The 14012-nt window shown below is 72.4% G+C and carries 15 protein-coding genes; 8 read left to right on the top strand and 7 right to left on the bottom strand.

The genetic code is table 11. The features are described from left to right. Positions 1–271 precede the first annotated feature (271 nt). On the top strand, positions 272–1600 hold the full coding sequence (locus ACLQ2U_RS27825; protein ID WP_425753869.1) for an MFS transporter: 1329 nt from the start codon (positions 272–274) through the stop codon (positions 1598–1600). Positions 1601–1615: 15 nt separating this feature from the next. Here ACLQ2U_RS27825 and ACLQ2U_RS27820 read toward each other — a convergent pair whose 3' ends face one another. After that, positions 1616–2893, bottom strand: a complete 1278-nt coding sequence (locus ACLQ2U_RS27820) for an MSCRAMM family protein (protein ID WP_425753868.1) — start codon at positions 2891–2893, stop codon at positions 1616–1618. A 245-nt stretch (positions 2894–3138) separates the two neighbouring features. Here ACLQ2U_RS27820 and ACLQ2U_RS27815 point away from each other — a divergent pair, with 245 nt between their 5' ends. Further along, positions 3139–4266: a hypothetical protein gene (locus tag ACLQ2U_RS27815; protein WP_425753867.1), complete on the top strand. Its 1128-nt coding sequence runs from the start codon at positions 3139–3141 to the stop codon at positions 4264–4266. A gap of 179 nt (positions 4267–4445) precedes the next feature. Then, on the top strand, positions 4446–4571 hold the full coding sequence (locus ACLQ2U_RS27810; RefSeq protein WP_425753866.1) for an MFS transporter small subunit: 126 nt from the start codon (positions 4446–4448) through the stop codon (positions 4569–4571). 50 nt (positions 4572–4621) lie between these two features. Here ACLQ2U_RS27810 and ACLQ2U_RS27805 read toward each other — a convergent pair whose 3' ends face one another. Continuing rightward, positions 4622–5350: an SDR family oxidoreductase gene (locus ACLQ2U_RS27805; RefSeq protein ID WP_425753865.1), complete on the bottom strand. Its 729-nt coding sequence runs from the start codon at positions 5348–5350 to the stop codon at positions 4622–4624. A 73-nt stretch (positions 5351–5423) separates the two neighbouring features. Here ACLQ2U_RS27805 and ACLQ2U_RS27800 point away from each other — a divergent pair, with 73 nt between their 5' ends. The 3 genes from ACLQ2U_RS27800 (at position 5424) to ACLQ2U_RS27790 (ending at position 7514) form a co-directional block, all read left to right on the top strand. Further along, on the top strand, positions 5424–6254 hold the full coding sequence (locus tag ACLQ2U_RS27800; protein WP_425753864.1) for a patatin-like phospholipase family protein: 831 nt from the start codon (positions 5424–5426) through the stop codon (positions 6252–6254). 47 nt (positions 6255–6301) lie between these two features. Next, positions 6302–6760 carry a peroxiredoxin gene (locus ACLQ2U_RS27795; RefSeq protein ID WP_425753863.1) on the top strand — a complete coding sequence of 153 codons (459 nt, stop codon included), beginning with the start codon at positions 6302–6304 and terminating at the stop codon, positions 6758–6760. Between the two features lie 67 nt (positions 6761–6827). Continuing rightward, positions 6828–7514 carry a hypothetical protein gene (locus ACLQ2U_RS27790; protein WP_425753862.1) on the top strand — a complete coding sequence of 229 codons (687 nt, stop codon included), beginning with the start codon at positions 6828–6830 and terminating at the stop codon, positions 7512–7514. A 36-nt stretch (positions 7515–7550) separates the two neighbouring features. Here ACLQ2U_RS27790 and ACLQ2U_RS27785 read toward each other — a convergent pair whose 3' ends face one another. The 3 genes from ACLQ2U_RS27785 to ACLQ2U_RS27775 form a co-directional block, all read right to left on the bottom strand. Beyond that, a complete protein-coding gene (locus ACLQ2U_RS27785; protein WP_425753861.1) occupies positions 7551–8174 on the bottom strand; it encodes a HEAT repeat domain-containing protein in 624 nt (207 codons plus the stop codon). A 123-nt stretch (positions 8175–8297) separates the two neighbouring features. Beyond that, entirely contained in the window at positions 8298–9488 is a 1191-nt protein-coding gene (locus tag ACLQ2U_RS27780) for a GNAT family N-acetyltransferase (protein WP_425753914.1), read from the bottom strand. Between the two features lie 46 nt (positions 9489–9534). Then, a complete protein-coding gene (locus tag ACLQ2U_RS27775) occupies positions 9535–9990 on the bottom strand; it encodes a MarR family winged helix-turn-helix transcriptional regulator (protein ID WP_425753860.1) in 456 nt (151 codons plus the stop codon). A 103-nt stretch (positions 9991–10093) separates the two neighbouring features. Here ACLQ2U_RS27775 and ACLQ2U_RS27770 point away from each other — a divergent pair, with 103 nt between their 5' ends. Continuing rightward, entirely contained in the window at positions 10094–10549 is a 456-nt protein-coding gene (locus tag ACLQ2U_RS27770) for a MarR family winged helix-turn-helix transcriptional regulator (protein WP_425753859.1), read from the top strand. 79 nt (positions 10550–10628) lie between these two features. Here ACLQ2U_RS27770 and cydB read toward each other — a convergent pair whose 3' ends face one another. Both cydB and ACLQ2U_RS27760 read right to left on the bottom strand, forming a co-directional pair. Then, positions 10629–11627, bottom strand: coding sequence for a cytochrome d ubiquinol oxidase subunit II (gene cydB, locus ACLQ2U_RS27765; RefSeq protein ID WP_425753858.1), 999 nt, complete (start codon positions 11625–11627; stop codon positions 10629–10631). Between the two features lie 14 nt (positions 11628–11641). Continuing rightward, the gene (locus ACLQ2U_RS27760; protein WP_425753857.1) at positions 11642–13054 is read right to left on the bottom strand and encodes a cytochrome ubiquinol oxidase subunit I; all 1413 of its coding nucleotides are present in this window, start codon (positions 13052–13054) and stop codon (positions 11642–11644) included. A 177-nt stretch (positions 13055–13231) separates the two neighbouring features. Here ACLQ2U_RS27760 and ACLQ2U_RS27755 point away from each other — a divergent pair, with 177 nt between their 5' ends. Beyond that, positions 13232–14002: a lysophospholipid acyltransferase family protein gene (locus tag ACLQ2U_RS27755; protein ID WP_425753856.1), complete on the top strand. Its 771-nt coding sequence runs from the start codon at positions 13232–13234 to the stop codon at positions 14000–14002. Positions 14003–14012: the final 10 nt, after the last annotated feature.

The raw sequence follows: 14012 nt of genomic DNA, 5'->3' as shown, positions 1-14012 counted from the left end.
AGGTCGCGCAGGTGCTGCGCCGCGGCGGGACTGCTGGTCACCTACGAGATCGTGCCATATCGTGCCGAAATTGCCTAGCGCCGCTGGCGTCCCACCCGACTCCGTGCCCGCTCTGCCCCGGTCTGCTCCGCTTACGTCCTCGACCTGCTCGGGCCCTGAGGTATCCGCCACCCGTCCCACGTCTCGTCAGCAGTCCGCGGAGGCTCATGCCGCCACCACGACGAAGGATCTGCGTTCGGCTGTCAGCGGATTCTGCCGACAGCGACCTTCGTTGATCTCGCTGCTGCCGGTCGTGTCGAGTGATCCGATGAGACCCGAGACGGTGCCGCCCCGCTTCCCGCGTTCCTCGCCGTACTGGGCGGTGCTGAGCCACCCGATGTTGCGCCGGATCCTGCCCGGTCTGGCGGTGTCCGCCCTGGGTGATGGCATGGCGGTCGTCGCGGTGAGCTGGTTGGCGTGGCAACTGGCGCCGCCGGAGCGGAGCGGCACCTGGGTGGCCATCGCGGTCGCGGCGTACACCCTGCCCAGCGTGGTGGGCACCCTGGTCTTCGGCCGGCGGCTGGCGAGGTTCAGCGGTGCCCGTCTGGCCGGCTGGGACGCGACGCTGCGGGCGGCCGCCCTGGCCGCGATCCCGCTGGCCCACGCGTTCGGGATGTTGACTCTCTGGCTGTACGTCGTGCTGCTGGCCTGCTCGTCGCTGTTGCACTCCTGGGGTTCGGCGGGGCGCTACACGCTGATCGCCGAGGCGCTGCCGCAACGCCACCACCTCGCCGGCAACGCCGTTCTCAGCACTGTCGCCGAGGTGGCCGCCATCGGCGGACCTCCACTGGCCGGATTGCTGATCAGCTGGGGTGGCGCCGTGTGGGTGATCGCCATCGACGCGGGCACCTTCGCCGTCCTCGCTCTCACCTACCACCGGGCCGTACCCTCGGTCGACCGGCCGGTCCCGGCGCCGGTCGGCGTCTCACGAACCGCCGGCTTCGGTGTCATCCGCCGCCAGCCGAATCTGCTCGGCCTGCTCACCCTGAGTTTCGGGTTCTTCTTCCTCTTCGGCCCCGTCTACGTCGCACTCCCCCTCTACATCGCCCACGACCTGAATGCCTCGGCGGCCCTGCTCGGCACGTACTACCTGGCGTTCGGGGCGGGTGCCCTCGTCGGTGCCATGGCCACCGGCTACGTGCGCCGATGGTCGCTGTGGACCGTCACCATCGGGATCGTCGTGGGCTTCGGCCTCACCATGCTGCCCCTGGGCCTGGGCGCGCCCCCCGGCCTGTCACTGCTGTCGTTCGCGGTGGGCGGCGCGATCTGGGCCCCGTACGTACCCACAGCGATGGCGCTGTTCCAACGCAGCACCACGGCCGCGAACCGCACACAGGTCCTCGCCGCCAACGGTGCCGTCACCGTGGTGGCCGTGCCCGCGGGCACCATGCTCGGCGGCCCTCTCGTCAGCGCACTCGGCGCCCGGAAGGCTCTGCTGTTCTGCGCCATCGCCATCATCACCTTCGGCGTGCTCGCCACCGGCTACACCGTTTCCCGCCGCCGCACGCCAGCCGTTGACGACTCCATGCTCACCGGAAGGGGTGGCGTCATTTCTCGATGATCAGGTAACGACCGGTCAGCCGGCGGTGAGTCGTACGTCGCGGGTGCTGGTCGTGCGTCCGGCCTCCGGCGTGAACACCGTCGCCTTGGCCTGGGTATGCGCGTTGTAGATCCACTGCTCGCCGTACGGGTCGCCGCCGCCCCACAGCTGGATGGTGGTCGGCCTGGCGGGCAGGGCGGACACCCGCCACCGGCCGTCGCTGTCGGAGCACTCCTGCTGCTGGTTGTCGACGGGATCGCCGTCTCGACCGGCGTGCGCGAGTGGACAGATCCCGGCCACCGGGTGCCGGGTCCGCGAGTCGACGACACGGCCGGTGAGGGTCGCGCCGGCCGTCATGCGGCCGTCGACTCCGGTGACCCGGCCACCGCGTGCGACGGTGATGACCGTCGCCGACGCCAGGTTGTCGCCTCCGTAGTAGGTCGCCGCGTATCGGCCCTGGGGGTCGTAGAAGATGACCTTGTACTGGCCCGGCGTCACGTAGTCGGCCAGGTAGGCGCCGGAGGCGTCGGTGCATCCGGGGACGTATCCGCCGCCCGCGGGGTCGACGCTGCGCAGTTCGATACAGGCGCCCTCGATCGGCTGCCCGGTGACGGCGTCGTTCAGCTGGCCGCTGATGGTCGCCGGCAGGTAGAAGGTGTCGTCCACCCGTACCGTCTGGCCGGCGGGAAGGTCGATGATGTCGGCGCTGGACCAGTCGGTCTTTCCGTAGGCCCAGGCCGGCCAGCAGCATTCGAAGGAGACCTTGTAGGGCGTCGGGTACAGCTGGCCGATCGTCCAGCTTCCGTCGGCCGCGGTGGTGGCCGTACGCCCGAACGCCTCCTCGCGGTCGGACAGCCAGACCACCACGGGCAGGTCGGCGGCCGGAGCGCCGTCGGATCGGGTGAGCGTGCCGGTGAGCGTGCCAGCGCGCGGTAGTGGGATGTCCAGGACGGCCGGTGCGACCACCGGTACGGCGTGGTTGATCGTCGGACCGCCCGGCAGCCACGTCTCCAGCGGATACGCGTCGCCGCCCGAACCGACTTCGATCCGGTAGCCCACGCCGGACTCCAGCCCGTCGACGGCGAACGCACCGCTCTGCAGGTCGATGCACGCGGTGGCGACGATGTGTCCGTCGTTGTCGTCATGGGCGGTCACGCAGGCCCCGAAGGCGGGGGGCAGACCGCTCTGCGCATCGAGGACGCGGCCGCTGATGGTTGCCGTCTCCGCGGCTGCGGGACCCGCCTGGAGCGTGGTCAGCGCGGTGAGCAGACCTGCCAACGTGACGGCGCAGAGCCGCCGGACGATTGGGCGCATGACTCTTCCCTCCCGCGGCGCGGTGACGGCTGGTCGCATCGAGAGGCTAGGACGGTGTCGCCCTCAGGATCGGGAAGCGGGAAGGAATTGTTGCCTTCCGGCAATTGTGGGATCTGCGATGTGACGTTCTCCGTGGTCCGGACGCTCCCCCGCCATGATCCACGGCTCGGTGCCGTCCGGTCGTCGTTGCGTCGGTCGATGGCGGTGGGCATCATCGATCTCACCTGCGCCAGTGGGGAGGACGCGTGGGCACACGGATAGCGGGGGTGCTCCGTCGGAGCCTGCGGTGGCGTGGCCGTCGCGCGGCCGGTTTCCTGGGCCTGTTGGCGGTGTCGGCGGGGCTGCTGACCTGGGGTCGGGTGGTCACCGGCTACAACCAGGAGCTGCTGCTCAACATCGGCGCCAGCATCGTCATCGTGGCGTTCTCGTACGCGATCGTCGACCCGTTGTTCGAGGAGGTGCGCCGGTCCCGGGTGGAGGAGCATCCGAGTTTCGACGATGCGGAGTTCAGTGCGCACGTGGCGGCGGCCGGATCGACGGTCTCCATCATGGACATCGGTTCCCACCTGTTGGAGGGGGCGGGGCGGGACCGGTTCCTACGGGCGCTGCGGACGGCGTTGGGCAACGGGGTGCTGGTCCGGGTGTTGCTGCTGGATCCGGATTCGGCGGCGGCGTCGCAGCGGGCGGAGGAGATTCGGCCGGTGAACGTCCGCGAGGTGATCGCGGACAACCTGCGCCGGCTGAACGAGTTCGCCGAGTCGTTGGACGCGGAGGCGCGGGCCCGGTTGCAGGTGCGGATCTACGACGCCTCGCCGACGGTGCACATGTTCCAGTGGGACGACAAGGCGTTGATCTCGTTCTTCCCGGTCGGGGTGCGGGCGTCCGCGGCTCCGCACCTGGAGGTGTTCATGGCCAGTCCGCTGGGTGAGTTCGTGGAGAGCCGCTTCGACGAGTTGTGGCGGCATCCGAGCACCCGGCGGTTGGACGAGTACGTCTGCCTGCCGGTGTCGCTGCGGCACGACGGTGTGGTGCTGCGGTCCTGCGCGGTGCACTTCGTGGCGGTGGCGGACGGGTGGTGCATCGACGGTTCGCCGATGGTGGACCAGCTCACCGACCACGGCGCCGGGGCGCTGGAGGTGGAGGTGGCCCGGGCGTTGGCGATGGACGGCTGGACGGGGACGCGGTTCCGGCTGGCCCGGGTGGACGGGGACGCGCAGCGGGCGCGGGTGTTCGCGTTGTTCGACGCGAAGTATGGGCCGCGCCGGATGCCGGGTCCGGGTCGGGCCCGCCTGGCGTTGCAATTGATTCCCCGGCTGGAGATGGTGGCCGGGGACGGGGTGGCCGGGGTCGGGCCGGATGTTTCCGTGGCGTGATGTCGGGGTGAGCGCTCGGCGTCGGCTACTTCCTGATCATGATGTTCGGGTGTTCAACGTGCGGGTGCCGGCGAAGGACTGGCGTCCGGCGGGGTTCGATCCGGCGCGGGTGGCGGAGAAGCCGCCCGTGGCGCGGATGAGGGTACGGCGACGGTGGCGGCGGAGAGGAGCGGCACGCGATGTACGAGGGCAACCGACACGGGCAGACGGCCCGGTTGTGGATCTCCTGGTTGGTGGTGTCGGCGCTGCTGGGGTACGGCGTGGTGCAGACGCTGATCACGGCGGCGAAGCTGTTCATCAACTGACGGGCGTGGTCGTGGGGGCGCGGGCGGTGGCCTGCGCCCCCACGTCGTGTTCAGAGTCCGCCGGAGACGCGCAGCACGGCGCCGGTGGTGTACGTGGCGTCGGGGCCGAGCAGCCAGGCGATGGCGCCGGCGACCTCGTCGGGTTCGCCGGCGCGGCCGAGCGGGATGCGGCCGACGGCGGTGTCGGCGCGGTCGGGTACGCCGGAGTCGGCGTGGATGTCGGTGCGGATGATGCCGGGGGCGACGGCGTTGACCCGGATGCCCCGGGGGGCGAGTTCTTTCGCCAGGCCGATGGTGAGGGTGTCGGTGGCTGCCTTGACGGCGGCGTAGTGGATGTACTCCCCCGGGCTGCCGAGGGTGGCGGCGGCGGAGGAGATGTTGACGATGGCGCCGCCGGTGGTGAGTCGGCGGGCGGCCTGTTGGGCGCAGAGGACGTAGCCGATCAGGTTGACGTCGACGACGCGGCGCAGGTGGTCGGCGCGCAGGTCGGTGAAGGGTCCGACGGGGCTGGTGACGCCGGCGTTGTTGACCAGCCCGGTGAGTGGGCCGAGGTCGGCGGCGGCGTCGAAGAGCGACTGGACCTGGTCGGGGTCGCAGGTGTCGGCGGGTACGGCGACAGCGTGGCGGCCGTGGGCGCGGATGTCGGCGACGACCTGGGCGGCGGCGTCGTGGTCGCGGCGGTAGCCGATGGCGACGTGGTGGCCCTCGGCGGCGAGCCGCCGGGCGGTGGCGGCGCCGATGCCGCGGCTGCCGCCGGTGATGACTGTGACCGGATTCAATGCAGTGCTCCCCCTGTGCGTGGGGCGACGTTACCGTTTCCGGCACGGGCCGGTGCGGGAGGGGGTGGTGGCGATGTCGCGGGCGTTGGTGCTGGGTGGTGGCGGGGTGACCGGGGTGGCCTGGGAGTGGGGGCTGCTGGCGGGGTTGGCCGAGCGGGGGGTGGCGCTGGCGGACGCGGATCTGGTGGTGGGCACGTCGGCGGGTTCGGTGGTGGGCGCGCAGTTGTGTTCCGGGCGGTCGGTGGTCGAGTCGTACCAGGCGCAGTTGGCGCCGGCGCGGGGTGAGGTGGTGACGCGGTTCGGGTTGGCGGCGGCGGCGCGGCTGGTGTGGGCGGGTGGCCGTACCCGGGACGCGGTGCGGGCGCGGGCGCGGGTGGGTGCGATGGCGGTGGCGGCGCGTACCCCGTCTGAGGAGTCGCGGCGGGCGGTGATCGAGGCGCGGTTGCCGGCTCGGGAGTGGCCGGCGCGGCGGTTGCTGGTGACGGCGGTGGACGCGGCCTCGGGTGAGTTCGTGGTGTTCGACGCCGGCAGTGGGGTGTCGCTGGTGGACGCGGTGGGGGCGAGTTGCGCGGTGCCGGGGGTGTGGCCGCCGGTGACGATCGGTGCGGGCCGGTACGTCGACGGTGGGGTGCGATCGGCGGTGAACGCGGACCTGGCGGAGGGTGCGCGGGCGGTGGTGGTGTTGGCGCCGATGACGTCGGCGTTCGGGCCGATGCCGCGGTTGTCGGCGCAGGTGGCGGCGTTGCGCGAGTCGGCGCGGGTGGTGGTGGTGTCGCCGGACCGGGCGGCGCGGGCGGCGATCGGCCGCAACGTGCTGGATCCGGCGCGGCGGGCGGGCGCGGCGCGGGCGGGGTGGGCGCAGGCGGCGTCGGTGGTGGACGAGGTGGCCGCGGTGTGGGGGTGATCGCCTAGGCTCCGCCCGTCGGGTTCGGTCGGCGGTGGAGGTGCGCGGTGGGTGTGGGCGTCGGTGACGTGGTCGAGGATTTCGAGCTGCCGGACGAGACGGGTACGCCCCGGCGGCTGTCGGAGCTGCTGGCGGCCGGTCCGGTGGTGTTGTTCTTCTACCCGGCGGCGATGACCCGCGGGTGCACCGCGGAGAGCTGCCATTTCCGGGATCTGGCGGCGGAGTTCGCGGCGGTGGGGGCGTCCCGGGTGGGGATCAGCCGGGATCCGGTGGAGAAGCAGGCGGAGTTCTCCCGGCGGCACGGGTTCGACTATCCGCTGTTGTCGGACGTCGACGGGACGGTGGCGGAGGCGTTCGGGGTGCGCCGGCGGTTGCCGTTGGGGCCGTTGAGCATGCGGCGGATGACGTTCGTGATCGGTCCGGACCGGCGGGTGCTCGCGGTGATCCACAGCGAGCTGGACATGAACGGTCACGCCGATCAGGCGTTGCGGGCCCTCGGGGGTTGATCTTCCGTCTGTCGCAGCCGGCTGGTATCAAGGCAGGAATCAAACACGTGTACGGAAGAGGGCTGTGATGGCGGGCCAGGGTTTGTCCACTGACGAGGTGCGGAGCATCCGGGAGGCGTTGGCGGCGGGTCGCAAGCCCAGGGTGGTGTTCACCGCCTCGGCCGGTCAGATCGCCGGTCAGGTGGGTCAGGTGGTGGAGTTGACCGACCCCGAGGTGTCCGACGAGTTCGTGGTGGTCCGGTTCGGCCGGGACGAGCTGCCCTTCTCCCCCGCCGACGTGGCGGTGGCGCCGCGCGGCGCGGGCCGCAAGGCGGCGGAGCCCAAGCCGGAGCCGGAGGTCGAGCAGCCGGCCGGGCCGGCGGAGCCGGAGTTCGTGCTGGACACCCCGCGGGTGCCGGCGCCGCGTCGGGAGGAGCCGAAGGTGGAGCAGGTGGAGGCGAAGCCGGCGCCGCGGCGGGCGGTGAAGGCTGTCAAGGCGAAGGGCCCGGCGGGTCTGACGGTGACCCTGGCGTACGCCGACGGCGAGTGGACGGTGGCGGCGCAGCAGGGCAGCAAGGCCCTGGCGAAGCCGTACGTGGTGAAGCCGGCGGAGGCGTTGAGGATGGTGGCGCTGGTGGACGTGCCGGGCGTGCAGGAGGCGGTGGAGCAGATCCTGGGCGCGGAGCGGGCGGAGGCGGAGCAGCAGGCCGACAGGCTGCGCGCCGAGCTGGCGGAGATCGAGGCGCGGTTGGCGGAGCTGCGCGAGGCCCGTTGAGCGGTGCCGCTCCGGTCGGCGGCGGCGCTCGGGCGCTCAGCGGCCGTGCCGCCCGAGCCGGGTCAGCAGTTCCCGGGCGGCGCGGCCGCGGTAGTTCTGGAGCAGGTCGGCGAGGGTGTCGCGGACCTCGGGGTCGGGATGGTCGACCAGGTGTTCCAGCTCTTCCGCGCCGCCGCGCCGCCGTCCGCCGAGGGCCCACAGCGCCTCGGTGATCTGGTCGGAGGTCTCCGCCGCGCGGAGGGCGGCCATCAGTTGGGGCTTGGTCGGGCCGGGCGGGTCGGGGTCGTAGCGGGCGCGGATCCGGGCCGCGCCGTAGTCGCCGCGGCCCAGGCAGCGGGGGCAGGCGCAGGGCCGTTGCCCGTGCGCGTCGGGCAGGTACCGCCAGCCGATCCCCTGGCGGACGGCGCGTACCCGCCGGACCTCCTTCGCGGTGATGGCGCGGGGCACGAAGACCTCGTGGCCGCGGGGGTCGTCGAGCTGCCGGATCTCCGCGGCGGCCTGCGCGGCGGTGAGTCGTCGCGGGGTGCCGGCGTAGTGGCCCACAGTCACCGGTTCGTCGTCGTCGAGGCGCAGGTCGACGGCCATCAGCGGTCCGGCCTGCCGGCGTCGCAGTTCCCGCGTCCACTGGTGGGTCAGGGTGTGCGACGCCAGGACGGGCATGCAGTACACGCCGCGTTCGCCGGTGCGTCCGTGAGCGCGGGCGGGGATCCCGGTGCGGGCCGCGCGCAGGGCGAGGCGCTGCGGGGTCAGGTGTATTAAGTGGGCCATCGGGACGGGTGCGGCTCAGAAGTAGTCGAGCAGGTGTGCCGGTCCGCCGGCGCCGAGCAGGTCCAGGGCGGCCGGGTCCGTTCCGGTGGCGCAGTGCAGCAGACCCGCGTGGGCGACCGACCGGGCGGTGGCGCCGCTGTACAGCAGGGCGAAGCCGCGGACGGTCAGCCGCAGGTCCGCCTCGGCGGCGACCCGGGTGAGCTGGGCGTCCCCGTCGGCCACCTCCAGGCGCCAGGTGCCGGTGTTCCAGTCGGCCAGGTCGTCGTCGAGGGCGAAGTCGACGCTGCCCCGGACGTGGGTGGGCCAGCCGCGGCCCGTCACCGCGCGGACGACGTCGACGGGCCGGTGCATCCAGAGTTCGCGTTCGTGGTCGCGGGCGGCTTCCAGGGGCAGCTGGACGGTGACCGCGTCGCCGTCGAGCAGCCGCAGCCGCAGGGTCGGGGTGACGCTGGCCCAGCTGCCGAGGACGCCGACGAGTTCCCGGGCGGCGTCGGGGGTGGCGGCGAGCACGTCCTCGACGGTGAGGACGGCGTCGGCGCCGTAGCCGCGGCCACGGTTCCAGCTGGCGTAGCCGACGAGCCGCCCGTCGTCCTCGACGAGGGTGAGGCCGTCGAAGGGCAGGGCGCCGTCGGCGGCGAGGCGGTCGAGGAAGTGGTCGAACAGTTCGCCCTGGCGGGTGAGCGGGCCGTTGCGGTCCCGCACGACGTGCGCGTAGAGCGCGGTGACGGCGGGCATGTCGGCCGGTGTGCCGGCGCGGACGGTGAGGTGCGGGGCGGGCCGGTGCCGGGGCAGCGCGGCGGTGGGCAGGTCCACGGTGCGCATGACGCCGGTGATCTCCCAGCCGCAGGCGCGGTAGGGGGCGCTGATCGTAGGGAACAGGGCGCTGACCGCCGCACCGCGGTCGTGGGCGCCGCGGAGCAGGGCGGTGAGCAGGGCGCGGGCGACACCCCGGCCGCGGGCCTCGGCGGCGACGGCGACGCCGCCGACGTCGGCGGCGGGCAGCCGTCGCCCGGACCACCACTGGTCGTGGTGCAGGTCGACGGCCTTGCCGACGAGCCGGCCGGTGTCGTCGACGGCGCCCCAGCGGGTCATGCCGGGGATCGGCGCGGTGACGTGCGGTGGCGGTTGCGGGTCGGAGCCGAAGGCGAACCGGCCCAGCTTCCAGGCGTCGGCCAGTTCCTCGGGGTCGAGTTCGCGCACGGTGATGGCCATCCGCCCACGATAGCCGTCGTGGATCTTGTCGGGCGTCCCCTCAACGGCCGGCGTGGTGGTCCAGCAGGCGGGTCAGCAGGCGGGTCAGCTCGTCGCGTTCCGGGGCGGACAGCGGGGCCAGCAGGGTGTCCTGGACCCGGTCGAGGGCCTCCCCCATCCGGTGCAGCTGCCGCCGGCCGGCGGGGGTTAGGGTGACCACGTTGCGGCGCCGGTCGGCCGGGTCCGGTGAGCGGCGGACCAGGTCCCTGGCGGTCAGCTCGTTGACGACGGCCACCACGTCGCTGCGGTCGATTCCGCACCGGCGGCCGAGTTCGGCCTGACTGGCCGGACCGACCTCGTCCAGCGCGGCGAGCAGCCGGTAGTGGTAGCCGCGCGCGTCGACGGCGCCCAGTCCCTCGCCGACCAGGCGGCCGGCGTGCACGGCGGTCTGGGTGAGCAGCCAGCTCGGCGTGGCACGCAGTCGGGCGGGTGCCTGCGGACCGGTGGTGGGCTCCATGGGTCGCACCGTACCAGGAATCGTTGGCCGCCCCCACGATCTCTGTTACGTTGGCAGGACCAACGTTGGTTCAACCAATCTTTCCGCGAACGAAGGAGCGACCATGTCCACCGCGACCCTCAACGGCCGGGTCATCGGCCTGGCCCACCACGCCACCCGGGCAGTCCTCGAACGCGAGCTGGCCCGCCACGGGGTCTCCTTCCCCCAGTCGGTCGCGCTCACCGCCGTCGCCGACGCCGGTGGCGTCATGAGCCGCTCCGGGCTGGTGGGCCGGATCACCGGCGGCCTGAAGATCGACGAATGGGCGGCGGCGACCACGCTCACCGAGCTGACCGACGCCGCCCTCGTGGAGGCACTCCCCGGCCACCAGGTGGGGCTCACCGAGGCCGGTCGGGCGCTGCGGGGCCGGATCGCCGACGCGGTCGCCGGCATCACCGCGCGGCTCTACGCCGACATCCCGGCCGACGACCTGGCCGTCGCCGCTCGGGTGCTCACCCGGGTGACCGAGCGGGCCGACGCCGCCCTGGCGGCCGCCACCGACCAGGGCGCCGGTTCGTAGCCGGGCGGCGGACGCACCGCGGGGCCGGTGCGACCCCCTCGCACCGGCCCCGCGACCCTCGCGCCCCACCTGCGCGCTATCAGTGTTGCGGGATGTTCACTACCCCGATCCGCTTGCGGAACACCCAGTAGGTCCAACCTTGATACGCCAGCACGATCGGGGTGAAGACCACCGCCACCCACGTCATGATCTTCAGTGTGTACGGGGTGGAGGCGGCGTTGGTCGCCGTCAGCGTGCCGGCCGCGTCCAGGGTCGACGGCATCACGTTCGGGAACAGCGCCGCGAACAGGGTCGCCACCGCCAGGGCGATCGCCACGGCGGTGCCGGTGAACGCCCAGCCCTCCCGGCGTACCCCGGCGGCGGCCAGACCGGCGACGAGGGCGAGGGCCGCGCCGACGGCGAACACGACGGCGGCCGCGCTGGAGCGGATGCTCAGCGTCCAGGCCAGGAACGCCACCGCGACCACCGCGGTGCCGACGCCGAGCTTGACGGCGAGGGCGCCGGCCCGCTCGCGGATGTCTCCGGTGGTCTTCAGGGCGATGAACACCGCGCCGTGGGTGAGGAACAGCGCCGCGGTGGTCACCCCGCCGAGCAGGGCGTACGGGTTGAGCAGGTCGAGCAGGCCGCCGACGTACTCGTGGTCGGCGTCCAGCGGCACGCCGCGCAGGATGTTGGCGAACGCGACGCCCCACAGGATCGCCGGCACCACCGAGCCGAAGAAGATCGCCGCGTCCCAGCGGCGCTTCCAGGACGCCTCGGGGCGCTTGTGCCGGTATTCGAAGGCCACGCCGCGGGCGATCAGCGCGAGCAGGATCAGCAGCAGCGGCAGGTAGAAGCCGGAGAACAGGGTGGCGTACCACTCGGGGAAGGCGGCGAACATCGCGCCGCCGGCGGTGATCAGCCAGACCTCGTTGCCGTCCCAGACCGGGCCGATGGTGTTGATCAGGACGCGGCGTTCCCGGTCGTCGTGGCCGAGCACGGGCAGCAGCATGCCGACGCCGAAGTCGAAGCCTTCGAGGATGAAGTAGCCGGTGAAGAGCACGGCCACGAGGAGAAACCAGATGGTGGTCAGTTCCACGATGGGCTCCGGGATCAGTAGGCGAAGGCGAGCGGGCGCTCGGCGTCGTCGGTGTCGTCGGGAACGGGGGCCGGCGTGACGTCGGGTACGCCGGCGCGGGCGTAGCGGACCAGCAACGTGAACTCGATGACGGCGAGGGTGGCGTAGATCAGCGTGAAGGCGGTGAACGAGGTGAGCACCTCGGTCAGCGACACGCTGCGGGACACGCCGTCGCGGGTGAGCATCTCGCCGAAGACGATCCACGGTTGGCGGCCCATCTCGGTGAAGATCCAGCCGAAGGAGTTGGCCAGCAGCGGCAGCACGGGCATGACCAGGCCGGCGCGCAGCAGCCACCGGCTGGTCGGGGTGCGGCCCTTGCGCTGAGCCCAGAGCACCAGCAGGGCGATCGCGGCGGCGGCCATCCCGAAGCCGATCATGAAGCGGAAGCTCCAGTAGGTGACCGGGATGATCGGGGTGTAGCTGCCGGCGCCGTACTGGCTGGCGTACTGGGCCTGCAGGTCGTTGATGCCGTGCACGGTGCCGTTGGGGTCGCCGGTGCCCAGGTACGACAGCAGGTGCGGGATCTTGAGCGCGAAGACCTCGCGGCTGCCGTCGAGGCTGCCGACGGTGAGCACGGAGAACGAGGCGGGGCTCTCGGTGGTGTAGAGGCCCTCGGCGGCGGCCATCTTCATCGGCTGCACCTGCGTCATGATCTTGCCCTGGATGTCGCCGGTGAACAGCACCAGCGCCGAGGAGACCAGGACCACCCAGGAGCCGAACTTCGTGGCGAACCGGTAGGCGCCGGTGTCGGCGCTGTCGCGGTTGCGGATCACGTGCCACAGGCCGACGGAGACGATCAGCGAGCCGGCGACCAGGAACGCGCCGGCCAGGGTGTGCGGGAAGGTGACCAGCGCGACCTTGTTGGTCAGCACGGCGATGAAGTCGGTCAGCTCGGCCCGGCCGGTGTCCGGGTTGATCCGGTAGCCCACCGGGTTCTGCATGAACGAGTTCGCGGCGAGGATGAAGTACGCGCTGAGGTTGGTGCCGATCGCGGCGACCCAGATGCTGGCCAGGTGCAGCCGCTTGGGCAGCCGGTCCCAGCCGAAGATCCACAGGCCGATGAAGGTCGACTCCAGGAAGAACGCGACCAGGGCCTCGATGGCGAGGGGGGCGCCGAAGATGTCGCCGACAAAGCGGGAGTAGTCGCTCCAGTTCATGCCGAACTGGAACTCCTGCACGATGCCGGTGACCACGCCCATCGCGAAGTTGATCAGGAACAGCTTGCCGTAGAACTTGGTCAGCTTCAGGTACCGCTCGTTTCCGGTGCGGTGCCACATGGTCTGCAGGATGGCGACCAGGACGGACAGGCCGATGGTCAACGGCACGAAAAGGAAGTGGTAGACGGTGGTGACACCGAACTGCCAGCGGGCGACGTCCAACGCGTCCACCTGAAACCCCCAGCTGCTCTTACTACGAGACGTAGTAAATACTACAGCTCGTCGTAGCAAAGTCGGCAGGGCCGGGGGTCCCGATCCGGCCCGGGACCAATGACCCTGATCACCTCTGCCGCAGGGCCCGGGATCGGGTCCCACGCCCACCCTGGCGCATGACACCATCCACCCCTGATGAACACCACCCCCTGGCAGCCGCCGCTGCTCTGGCGTGCCGCCCAACTGGTCGCCCGGCTGATCGTCGGCGCGCTCGCCCGTTTGGAGATCACCGGCGACGTGCCGGCGCACCTGCGCCGCGGACCGCTGATCGTGGCCGCCAACCACATCAGCCCGTTCGACCCGGTGGTGCTCGCCGCCGCCTGCCGGGCCCGGGGCGTCGCGCCCCGGTTCATGGCCACCGGCGGCCTGTTCCGCGCCCCCGTCCTCGGCACCCTCATGCGCCGGGCCGGGCACCTGCGCGTCGACCGGGGCACCGCCGCCGTGCACCGGGCCCTCGACGACGCCGCCGCCGCGGTCGCCGCCGGCTCGGTGGTGCTGGTCTACCCCGAGGGGCGCATCGGCCTGGACCCCGGCATGTGGCCCGAACGCGGCAAGACCGGCGCGGCCCGCCTCGCCCTCGCCTGCGGTGCCCCGATCATCCCGGTCGCCCAGTGGGGCTCGCACGAGGTGCTCCCCTACCGGGCGCCCCAGGGCATCTTGCGCGGCATCGCCCGGTCGCTGCTGCGCCGCCCGGTCATCCGGGTCCGCTTCGGCGACCCGCTCGACCTGCGCGACCTGACCCACGGCACATCCGGCGCCGCGCTGCAGGGCACCGACCGGATCACCGACGCGATCACCGACGCCCTGGTGCCGCTACGCCCCGACGAGCCCGACCGGCCCCGCCACGTCGACCCGGGCCGCCCGGTCGACACCAGCCGTCAGCACCGCCGCCGCCCGCCGGGCTGACCCGGCGGAC

The sequence above is a fragment of the Micromonospora sp. DT47 genome (assembly GCF_049844475.1).
Lineage (GTDB): Bacteria > Actinomycetota > Actinomycetes > Mycobacteriales > Micromonosporaceae > Micromonospora.
The sequence above is the reverse complement of the archived record's forward strand: the minus strand, read 5'-3'. Positions and strand labels throughout refer to the sequence as shown.